The sequence below is a fragment of the Corallococcus sp. AB045 genome, assembly GCF_003668895.1.
Classification (GTDB): domain Bacteria; phylum Myxococcota; class Myxococcia; order Myxococcales; family Myxococcaceae; genus Corallococcus; species Corallococcus coralloides.
In genome coordinates this window covers 1-9,505 of record NZ_RAWN01000280.1, presented here as the reverse complement: position 1 = coordinate 9,505, position 9,505 = coordinate 1, and the positions used below count along the sequence as shown (strand labels likewise).

General features: G+C 70.3%; 10 protein-coding genes. 4 read left to right on the top strand and 6 right to left on the bottom strand.

The annotated features are described in order from the left end of the window. Window positions 1-74: 74 nt before the first annotated feature. On the bottom strand, window positions 75-362 hold the full coding sequence (locus D7Y21_RS37930) for a hypothetical protein (protein ID WP_120568221.1): 288 nt from the start codon (window positions 360-362) through the stop codon (window positions 75-77). A gap of 113 nt (window positions 363-475) precedes the next feature. Between D7Y21_RS37930 and D7Y21_RS37925 the strand changes: the two genes are divergently transcribed. Both D7Y21_RS37925 and D7Y21_RS37920 read left to right on the top strand, forming a co-directional pair. After that, on the top strand, window positions 476-1,540 hold the full coding sequence (locus D7Y21_RS37925) for a CFI-box-CTERM domain-containing protein (protein ID WP_121718304.1): 1,065 nt from the start codon (window positions 476-478) through the stop codon (window positions 1,538-1,540). Then, window positions 1,537-2,115 carry a TlpA disulfide reductase family protein gene (locus D7Y21_RS37920; protein ID WP_199724687.1) on the top strand — a complete coding sequence of 193 codons (579 nt, stop codon included), beginning with the start codon at window positions 1,537-1,539 and terminating at the stop codon, window positions 2,113-2,115. The genes D7Y21_RS37925 and D7Y21_RS37920 overlap by 4 nt, the downstream gene beginning before the upstream one ends. 9 nt (window positions 2,116-2,124) lie before the next feature. Here D7Y21_RS37920 and trxA read toward each other — a convergent pair whose 3' ends face one another. The 3 genes from trxA to D7Y21_RS37905 form a co-directional block, all read right to left on the bottom strand. Next, the gene (gene trxA, locus D7Y21_RS37915) at window positions 2,125-2,451 is read right to left on the bottom strand and encodes a thioredoxin (RefSeq protein WP_120568223.1); all 327 of its coding nucleotides are present in this window, start codon (window positions 2,449-2,451) and stop codon (window positions 2,125-2,127) included. A gap of 127 nt (window positions 2,452-2,578) precedes the next feature. After that, complete coding sequence (locus D7Y21_RS37910; protein WP_120568224.1) at window positions 2,579-3,490, bottom strand: LysR family transcriptional regulator; 912 nt, start codon at window positions 3,488-3,490, stop codon at window positions 2,579-2,581. A 54-nt stretch (window positions 3,491-3,544) separates the two neighbouring features. Beyond that, window positions 3,545-4,234, bottom strand: a complete 690-nt coding sequence (locus D7Y21_RS37905; RefSeq protein WP_147469494.1) for an Ig-like domain-containing protein — start codon at window positions 4,232-4,234, stop codon at window positions 3,545-3,547. 135 nt (window positions 4,235-4,369) lie between these two features. On the opposite strand from D7Y21_RS37905, the gene D7Y21_RS37900 reads away from it, so the two are divergent. Further along, a complete protein-coding gene (locus D7Y21_RS37900) occupies window positions 4,370-4,840 on the top strand; it encodes an FBP domain-containing protein (protein WP_121718303.1) in 471 nt (156 codons plus the stop codon). Window positions 4,841-4,896: 56 nt separating this feature from the next. Here the strand turns inward: D7Y21_RS37900 and D7Y21_RS37895 are convergent, their stop codons facing one another. Next, the gene (locus D7Y21_RS37895; RefSeq protein WP_121718302.1) at window positions 4,897-6,771 is read right to left on the bottom strand and encodes an OmpA family protein; all 1,875 of its coding nucleotides are present in this window, start codon (window positions 6,769-6,771) and stop codon (window positions 4,897-4,899) included. Window positions 6,772-6,970: 199 nt separating this feature from the next. Here D7Y21_RS37895 and D7Y21_RS37890 point away from each other — a divergent pair, with 199 nt between their 5' ends. Beyond that, window positions 6,971-7,984: a DUF3616 domain-containing protein gene (locus D7Y21_RS37890; RefSeq protein ID WP_121718301.1), complete on the top strand. Its 1,014-nt coding sequence runs from the start codon at window positions 6,971-6,973 to the stop codon at window positions 7,982-7,984. A 22-nt stretch (window positions 7,985-8,006) separates the two neighbouring features. Here D7Y21_RS37890 and D7Y21_RS37885 read toward each other — a convergent pair. After that, window positions 8,007-9,505: pitrilysin family protein (locus D7Y21_RS37885; RefSeq protein WP_147469493.1), on the bottom strand; the 1,499-nt coding region annotated here is incomplete at its 5' end.

Genomic DNA, 9,505 nt, shown 5'->3' with positions numbered 1-9,505 from the left:
GGGTGGGGCGGGTGGAAGGGGGAGGCCGGCGATCAGCAACCGGCCCCGCGGGGAGGCGTCACCTGCCGCGGCGCCTACTTCTTCTTGGCGATGATGTCGTTGATGGCCGCCCGGTCCTCGGCGGTGATGCGCTCGCGCGGGCCCGCCGCGTTGGCGGACTTCTGGGACACGGCGCCCTTCGCGTCCTCCAGGGCGTCCCCCACGCTGCCCTTCACCTTGTCCAGGGTGGAAGGGTTCACCGTGCGCTTCCAGGTGCGCTCCATGTGCTCCAGGGGGGAACGGCCGTCCACGTTGCCCCGCGCCAGGAAGACGCCCAGACCCACCGCGCACGTCGTCCAGACCAGGAACTTCAACACGCCCATGATTCACATCCTCCTACGTCGTCTTACATCGGCCCGGGGCACATGGCGAGTTTCCTGACCTGTCGCTCCTCAGTCGCTGACAGGGGGCCTGGGGGCCCTTAAGGTCCACGCGCTTGCAGCCCGAAGAACTCATCAGGGCCGCCCAGACGCGGGCGGCGGGATTGGACGTGGGGCGGGGGGACGCTGCGCTGGAGCGCGTGCGGGCCCAGGCCTCGGCGTTGTTCGCGAAACTTCCGGAGCCCCCGGTGTACCGGCGGGCGGAGGACCCGTCGCGCAAGGCGGCCCAGGCGCTCTTGCCGGAGATGGAGCGGGTGCTGGCGGAGGCCTTCGCGGTGGCGCGCGAGCCGGCGGTGTCGCCGCTGGTGGACCGGCTGGTGGCGGCCCTGCGCGCGCACGCGGAGGCGCTGGTGCACACCGCGGACGGCCGGCTGGAGGCGGCGGAGCTGGCGTGGCGAAAGGCCCAGGAACTGGAGCGCGCCGCGCATCCCACGCGTCAGATGGTGGGCCAGCCGTCCCGGCCGCCGCCGGTGTTCGACAAGGGCTCGGGCCTGTCGCGCTACGACCCGCGCAACGCGGCCCAGGCGACCGTGAAGCTGGTGTGCCCCAACACGGGCTGCAAGCGCATGGGGGACTACGCCTTCGTCCCGACGCACGCCTACCACCGCTTCGTCTGCCCGGCGTGCCGCGTGCCCTTCCTGGCCTACTTCGGCGAATTGAAGGGGCTGGAGGTGGAGCACCGGCGCAGCTCCAAGCGCTACCGCTTCACGGTGGATGAAGTGGGCAGCACCGTCGGCACGCGCATCGACTTCGAGGAGGCGGGCGGACAGGAGTTCCCGGCCGCGCGGCGAGACCTGCTGGCCTTCCTCTACACGGAGCAGCGGGAATTGAAGGTCGTGGTGAACCTCACCAACGGCAAGCTGATGTGGGTGAGCCCCGCGTCGTCGTGCTTCGTGGTGACGGCGGCCTTTGGCGAGGGCGCGCCGGAGCTGGTGGCCTTCCGGGCCTTCCGCGACGACGTGCTCCGGAAGAGCCGGCTCGGCCAGGGGTTCATCGACGGGTACTATTACTGGGGCCCTCCGCTGGCGGCGTGGGTGGTGCGCCGGCCGCGGGTTCGGGCCGGGGTGCGCTGGGCCCTGACGCGGGTGCACGGCCGCCTGACACGGAAGGAACGCGGATGACACAGCAGGCTGGGACGGAAGGGACGCCGCCGCCGGGCGCGCGCGGGGACAAGGCCAAGACGGCGCTGTCCGTGGTGGCGGTGCTGGGGCTGGCGGCGCTGGCGTTCCTGGGCGTGCGCGAGGCGCAGCGGGCGCGGCTGGTGCCGGACGGGGCGTCGCCGCCGGCCTTCCAGCTGACGAAGCACGAGGGCGGCTCGCTCGCGCTGTCGGACCTGAAGGGGAGCGTGGTGATGCTCGACTTCTGGGCCACGTGGTGTCCGCCGTGCCGCGAGGAGATGCCGTCCCTGGTGAAGCTGGCCAAGGAGTACGAGTCCCAGGGGCTCGTCTTCGTGGCGGCCAGCCGGGACGAGGGCTCGACGGCGTCGCAGGAGGTGGACTACTTCCTCCAGCGCTTCCAGCCGGATCTGCGGCCGTACGTCGTCTACGCGGATGACGACATGGCGCGCGCGTTCCAGGTGAATGCGCTGCCCACGCTCTACTTCCTGGACCGCGACGGCAAGGTCATCGACGCGCAGCGCGGCATGCTGTCCGAGGACGGCCTGCGCCGCCGCATCGAGCGCGCGCTCAAGCGCTAGCGCCGGGCGTCAGAGCACCTGGCGCACGGCCTCCTCCAGCTTCGCCCTGGGCACGGCGCCCACGACCTGCTTCACCACCTTCCCGCCCTTGAAGAACAGCAGGGTGGGCATGGCGCGGATGCCGTACTGCTCGGGCGTCCTCGGGTGGTCGTCCACGTTGAGCTTGGCCATCTTCATCCGGCCCTTGTACTCGGCGGCCAGCGAGTCGATGACCGGCGCGAGGACCCGGCACGGCGGGCACCAGGTGGCGGTGAAGTCCACCAGCACCGGCTCCTCCGACTCCAGCACCTCGCGTTGGAACTCCGCGTCTCCCAGCTCGATGACGTCGCCAGCCATGGGGCCCATCCTTGTGTGAAGGGCGCGCGCCTCAGGGGCATCCGCGCCTCGTGCACACGGGATGTAATCGCGGCCAGCAACGGCGACGAGCGCCCCGGGCGGGACGCATTGTTCCGCCAGGAGCCCCCTATTCCTCCTGCCATGGGAGCGCGGCGCCACGCGCGGACAGCAGCTTCAGGAAGGCGCGCACCTTGAGGGGCAGCTGCCGGCTGCTCGGGTAGACGGCGAAGATGGGCAGGCCCGGGGGCGTGTCCGCCTCCAGCACGGGGATGAGCAGTCCCGCGCGCACGTCGTCCGCCACCAGTGACGCCGCGAGCCGCACGATGCCCAGTCCCGCTCGTGCCGCCGCCTGGCCCGCGCGCTCGCTCGGCACGCGCAGGCGGCCCGTCACCGGCACGGTGCGCGCGCTCCGGCCCTCGCCGAAGAACCACACCTCGTCGGTGCCGGACTCGGCCAGGAGGATGCACTCGTGGGTCGTCAGCGCTTCGGGCGTCCGGGGCGTGCCGTGGCGGCTGAGGTAGTGCGGGCTGGCGTAGTAGCCCGTGCGCAGGCGCCCGAGCCTGCGCGCCATCAGGGATGAGTCCGCGAGCGGCCCGGTGCGCAGCGCCAGGTCGTACTCCTCCGCGATGAGGTCCACGTGCGTCTGCGCGAGCGACACCTCCACGCGCAGCCGGGGATGGTGCAGCAGCAGCTCCGCGATGACGGGCGTGAGCAGCTCGCCCAGCAGCGACAGCGTGGCGATGCGCAGCGTGCCCTGGGGCGTGCCTCGGGATTCGCTCACCGCCGCGTTCACCTCGCGGGCCTCGGCGACGAGCCGCGCGCAGTGCGCGTGGTACTCGCGGCCTGCCTCCGTGAGGCGGAGCCTGCGCGTGTTGCGCTCGAGCAGCCGGATGCCCAGGCGCTCCTCCAGGGCGGCCAGCCGGCGGCTCACCGTGGACTTGCGCAGGCCCAGGCGCTCCGCCGCGGAGGTGATGCTGGCCGTCGCCACCACCTCCGCGAAGAGGACCATGTCGTCCAGCAGGGGCGGGTTCGCGGCCACGACCGCGAGCCTATGCCCCGGTTGGAACGGGTGCGAGCCCGCCGTGTCCTCTCGTCAGTCGTTGGCCGCGCCCGCGAGGATCCACGAGCGGACCAGGACGTTCAGGCCCGGGTGCTGGTCGAAGTACTCCGGCTTGCCCGTGGGCATGCGGTCTCCGCACGCCGTGCCCTCCATCTTCCGCACGAGCGCCGAGTTGTCCGGGTCGCCGGGCATGACGCGCTGGAGGGTGCCGCAGGCCTTTGCGGTGACGTTGACCAGGCTCGCGTGGCTGCTGATGGGAGCAAGGCTCAGGTTGCCGGCCTTGCCGTGGCAGTTCGTGCACTGCCCGGAGCTCCACAGCGACTGGACGTCCGCGCCATAGCGGGGCACCGACACGGGCAGGGTGACGGTCCGCACCACGGGCGGGTTCACGCCATCCGAGACGCTCACGTGGAACGTGAACGCGGTCTGCTCGCCCACGACGGGCGAGTACCACTGCGCGCTCTCACCAGTGGTGCCGCCCATCCAGGTGCCCTGGATGCCGGGGGCGACCTGCGTCCACGTGTAGGTCAGCGGGTCACCGTCTGGATCGCTCGCGGTGATGGTCAGGGTGCCGGTCGTTCCCGCGACAAGGGCCGTGGGCGCGGAGATGGTGTCGCTCACGGTGGGCGGTTGGTTGGGGGTGGAGGGGGCATCATCGCCACAAGCGATGCCTCCCAACCCGATGACCAGCAGGGGCAACAGGATCCGTAGGGAAAGGTGCATGGGGGTCCTCGGAACGCGAGTGACCGCCAAGCTGGCATGCGGTGGTGATTTCAACCCAGTGTCCGCAAGGGTTGGACAAAATCAGGCTGACGCACGTTCAGGATGTTCTTGAAGGCAGTACGGCAGGAGCACGCCATGTTCCGAATCGAGTCAGAGAAAGAGTTGCTGCGAGCCTTCCGCTCCAGGGATCGCAAGCACGTCGAACTGCCCAAGGGCACCCAGCTCCCGCTCTTCGTGCGGGACTACCTTTCGTGGGTGGATCCGTACGGGGTGCGCGTCTTCCTCGTGTTCGTCGCGCCGGGGAGCAAGCAGCCCACGGGCATCGCCTTCCGCAGGGATCAGCAGGGGGACCCGACCCTTGCGCCCAAGATGTGTGACTGGTGCCGGACGTCCACCGATGCGGAGATTGGCATGCTCACCACGGATGTGGATTCGAAGCGCCGGGTGGGCGTGTACGTCTGCCTGGACCTGCGCTGCGGTGAGCGGTTGGAGGCCATGTCGGACCGGTCTGGTCGCAGCGACCTGGACGACAAGGCGCGGCTGATAGAGCGCATGGCGCGCTTCGCGAGCGAAGCGCTGGGGCTGGAGCCTGGCTCGGAAGCGTAAGGCGGCGCGCTCGGCATGGGGACGGCCCTGGTGCCGGGCCGTCCCAACGGACCGCGTTACTTCTTGCCGGCCGGCGTGCCGGTGCCAGGAGCGGGAGGCGCACCCGGTCCGGGAACCGGCTCGGTGCCGGGCGGCGGCGGCTGGCCGTGGGGGACGATGGTCTCCTTCGGGCCGGATTCAATCTCCGATTTGACGAGCTTGAAGTCCACGCGCCGGTTCTTCGCGCGGCCGAGCGCCGTGTCGTTGGTGGCGATGGGCCGGTCGAACCCGAAGCCCTGCGACGTGAGGCGCTTGCGGTCGATTCCCTTCTTCGTCAGGTACTCGAGCACCGACCTCGCGCGCCGGTTGGATAGGTCCATGTTGAGCGCACGCGAACCCTTGTTGTCCGTGTGCCCTTCAATCTGCACGGGCCCCAGCGTCGGGTTCTTGGTGAGCACCGTCGCCACCTCGTCCAGCAGCGGGTACGACTGCTTCTGGATGACCGCGGAGCCCGTCTCGAAGAGGATGTTGCCCTTGATGCGGATGCGGTCCGACTCCACCACCACGTAGGGCGGAGCGTCGTACGGGCAGCCGTTGTTCTCCGGCGGGCCGGCCACGTCGGGGCAGTCGTCCTCGCCGTCCGGAATCTCGTCGAAGTCCGTGTCCGGGCAGCCGTCGAAGTCCTTCAGGCCGGGCACCAGGGGGCACTTGTCCAGCGGGTCCATGACGCCGTCGCCGTCGGTGTCCTTGTCCGGCTCCACCGGGCAGCCCTTGTTCTCCTTCGGGCCGGGCTTGTTGGGGCACGCGTCCTCGCCGTCCGCCACGCCGTCGCCGTCGTTGTCCGGATCCGGGCAGCCGTCGAAGTCCTCGAAGTCGTCCTTGTCCTCGGGCTGCGTGGGGCAGCGGTCGCGCACGTCGGGCACGCCGTCGCCGTCGGAGTCCGGGCCCTCGTCCTTGAAGGTCTTGTCGTAGCGCAGCGCCAGCATGACCCGCAGGGCCTCACGGCCGTAGCCGGTGGTGACGTTGAGGCCGCGGCCCACGTCCAGCTCCACGCCCCAGTCGCCCCACACCTTCGCGCGGGCGCCCACCAGCAGCTCCCACGGCGACTTGAGCGAATCCGCCTGGTCGAAGTTGAAGGGGCGCGCCAGCGGCGTGCGCAGGTGCATTTCCGCGGTGGCCTTCACCTCGCGCAGCCGGCTGATGTCCGGCAGGTCCACGATGCCGCCCGCGCCCAGCGTCAGCTCGTCGTCCACGCGCAGGTTGAGGTACTGCGCCGCGGGGCGCACCAGCACGCCCGCGTTGCCCAGCACGCGCACGGGCCCCAGCCGCTTCTCCACGGCCAGGCGCGGGGCGAACACCACGCCGCTCTCACCCGTGAAGCTCTGCGCGCTGCCGGTGGGCAGCCGCACCTCCGCCACCAGCGCGAGCCCCACCGGGAAGCGGTCCGGATTCAGCAGGCTCACGCGCGGCAGCACGCGGATGTCGCCCAGCGTGGTGCTGCTGACGCCCGCGGCGCCGGGGAAGTCCGGCGCGTTCAGCGCGTCCCCCAAGAGCGAGAAGTTGTCGCCCTGCAGGAGCGTGACGGGCAGGTCCACGCCCAGCTCCAACCGCTCCAGCAGTTGGTAGGAGAAGAGCAGGTGCGCGTCCAGCCGGTACGGCAGCAGGTCCCCCCGCTTCTCGTCACCCAGCTTCAGCGCGAGGATGCGCCAGTTGAAGTCGAAGAGCAGCGCGCCCCGGTAGCTGCCCACCGGTTCCACGGTGGCGCCTTCCAGGCCAATGCCGCTGGACTGCGCGGCGGTCGGCTTCACCGGGACGGCGTCGAAGCCTCGGGAGAAGGGGTCAGGCTGAGCGTGGGCCGCTGCCGTGGTGAGCAGCAGACCCAGGAGCGCGAGTCGCAGGGCCGCGCCGCACGCGGACCGGCTCCACGAAGGTTCGGAGTCGGGGCATTGCATCCTGAGGCTCTTAGCACCCACCTCCCGCCGCCGGAAGAAAACCCACCCTCGTATGTGTGTGTGCTACAGCCTCATGCCATTTCTACAAATCCCGAGCCCTTCGGATCCGCCGCGTGTCTTGTTGTTTACGACACATTTCACGCGGGGCCTCCGGTTTCCCGGCGCGCGTGACGCTGTGTGAGCAGCGAGAAGAAGGGCCATGAAACGGTGGCTCCTGTGGGGATGTGTCGTGGTGGCGGGCTGTGGCACCCGCGAGTCGAACGTGCGGCGTGACGCGTTGCCCGCGGCGCACGCGAACACGGTCGTCTTCGAAGGCAGCTGCGACGCGTCCGGCGCGGTGGAGCTGGGCCAGGGCCTGTTCGTGGTGGCGGACGACGAGGACAACATCCTGCGCGTCTACGATGCGCGGAAGGGAGGCCGTCCGCTGCGCACGGTGGACCTGACGCCGTCGCTCGACTTGCCGGTGAAGAAGAAGCCGCCGGAGACGGACATTGAAGCGGGCTCGCGGTTGGGCAACCTGGCCTTCTGGCTCACGTCGCATGGCCGCAACAGCGCCGGCAAGAAGCAGCCCGCGCGCCTGCGTTTCTTCGCCACCGGCGTGGAAGACCCCGAGCACATGCAGCTCATCGGACAGCCGTACACGCAGCTCTTGGAGGACCTGCTCGCGGACGCCCGGCTCGCGCCATACGGGCTCGCGCGGGCGGAGCCGCTGCCACCCAAGGATCCCGGTGGGCTCAACATCGAGGGCATGACGGCGATGCTGGACGCGCCCGGGATGCTGATTGGTTTCCGCAGTCCGCTGACGCAAGGCAAGGCGCTGGTGGTGCCGCTCTTGAACCCGGAGGCGGTGGTGCGCGATGGCGCGACCGCGCGCTTCGGTGAGCCCCGGCTGCTGGAGCTGGGTGGGCTGGGCATCCGCTCGCTGTCGTCGTGGCGGGGGCGCTACCTCATCATGGCGGGGGCCACCGCCTCCGAGGCGAAGTCGCGGCTGTTCACCTGGAGGGGCGGGGACGACGCGCCGGTGCCGGTGACGTCGGTGGACCTGTCGGGCGTGAACCCGGAGGCGTTCTTCACGCCCGACACGTCGGAGGACATCCTGCTGCTCAGCGACGACGGCACCGTGCAGGTGGACGGCGTGGAGTGCAAGCGCCAGAAGGATCCGGCGCTCAAGCGCTTCCGCGGCGTGTGGACGGCGTTGCCGGAAAGCCCCTGAGCGCCGGAAAGGAGCGCGGACCTCAGCGCTCCATGAACCCAGACGCCGGGACGATCTGGACGGCGTCCGGGCGCACCGGCAGCTTCTGCTGGATGATGAGCTCATCCAGCTTGAGCAGCTCCGGTGACTTGGGCGACGCGTAGGTGATGGGCGACGGCGCGCCGGACTTCAGCTTCTCCGCCAGCCCCTGCGCATCCTCCGTGACGTACACGAGCGCCAGCTTCTCCGGTGCCAGCTGACGTTTCACGGCGGCCTGCACGGACTCCGGCGTCATCGTCGTCAGCGCGGAGCGGTAGGCGTCCAGGAAGTTGGGCGTGCCGTAGTAGAGCGAGTCGATGGCGAAGCCCAGCCTCCGCTGGTCGGTCTGCTCCCACAGGCGCGTGTAGCCCTGGAGGAAGCCGCGCACCAGGTTGAAGCGATCCGGGGTGAGGGGCTCCTTCGACATGCGCTCCAGGAAGAACACCGCGCCGCGCGTGGCGAACACGCCGTTGGCGGGAACCACGGGGCGCAGCCAGATGGACACGTCCTGCTGGGTGCGCACCAGGTTGGTGCGGTTGAAGGTGCCGTTGCCCCGGTCCTCGATGAAGTGCTCGGCGTAGGCGTAGTCGCCGTAGTTGAGGCCGCGCTGCTCACGAAGCTCGTTGAAGAGCACGCCGATGAACTGGCGGTGCTCTCCCAGGTTCGACAGCGCGAACGCCACGGGGAAGAAGTCCGGGTCGCCCCGGCGCATCGGCGTGACGAAGCCCATGCTCACGGCGGTGGAGAGCGTGGGCTTCTGGAGGATGAGCGTGCGCCCCGCGGAGGACTTCACGGTGGGCAGCTCCACCCGGGGCGCGCCCTTGGCGGGCAGCGCGCTCAGGCGCGAGGTCATGGTCTGCTGGAGATTCGCGTCCACCGGACCCGCGAGCCCGATGACGAGCCGGTCCTGCGTGAAGACGCGGCGCGCGTGCGCCTTCACGTCGTCCAGCGTGAGGGACTGGAGGCCCTGCACGGTGCCGCCGGTGTAGTGGGCGTACGGGTGCCCCGCGTAGATGAGCGCGTCCAGGCCCACCTTGCCGAGCGTCTCGTCGTCCTCGCTGCGCAGGCCGTTGCGCACGGCATTGAGCGCGTTGGCGCGCAGGCGCTCGAACTCCGCGGGGTCGAAGCGCGGCTGGAGCAGCGTGTCCGTGAAGAGCAGCAGGAACGAGGGCAGGAAATCCTGGTGGACGCGGCCGGAGAGGGTGGTCATCTCCTTGTCGGTGACGACCTTGAGCTCGGCGGCCATGGGGTAGAGCGCTTCCAGGAGCTGCGCGGCGGTGAGCTGCTGCGTGCCGCCCTCCGCCATCAGCTTCGCGGTGAGGGCGGTGAGGCCCTCCTTGCCCTTCGGGTCGTCGATGGAGCCCGTGTGGAAGACGAGCCGCAGGCTGACGATGGGCGTGTCCGCCCGGGCCTGCACCACGAGGTGCATTGGCGGCGGCTCGTTCAGCGGCACCGGGGGCACGGAGCCCGGTTCGGGCTCCGTGCCCCCAGTGCCGCTGAACG

What these genes read in the sequence shown, in the direction of transcription:
- D7Y21_RS37900 (WP_121718303.1), top strand. Translation starts at nt 4,370, where the DNA reads ATGTTCCGAATCGAGTCAGAGAAAGAGTTGCTGCGAGCCTTCCGCTCC.
- trxA (WP_120568223.1), bottom strand. Translation starts at nt 2,451, where the DNA reads ATGGCTGGCGACGTCATCGAGCTGGGAGACGCGGAGTTCCAACGCGAG.
- D7Y21_RS37905 (WP_147469494.1), bottom strand. Translation starts at nt 4,234, where the DNA reads ATGCACCTTTCCCTACGGATCCTGTTGCCCCTGCTGGTCATCGGGTTG.
- D7Y21_RS37890 (WP_121718301.1), top strand. Translation starts at nt 6,971, where the DNA reads ATGAAACGGTGGCTCCTGTGGGGATGTGTCGTGGTGGCGGGCTGTGGC.
- D7Y21_RS37920 (WP_199724687.1), top strand. Translation starts at nt 1,537, where the DNA reads ATGACACAGCAGGCTGGGACGGAAGGGACGCCGCCGCCGGGCGCGCGC.
- D7Y21_RS37930 (WP_120568221.1), bottom strand. Translation starts at nt 362, where the DNA reads ATGGGCGTGTTGAAGTTCCTGGTCTGGACGACGTGCGCGGTGGGTCTG.
- D7Y21_RS37895 (WP_121718302.1), bottom strand. Translation starts at nt 6,771, where the DNA reads ATGCAATGCCCCGACTCCGAACCTTCGTGGAGCCGGTCCGCGTGCGGC.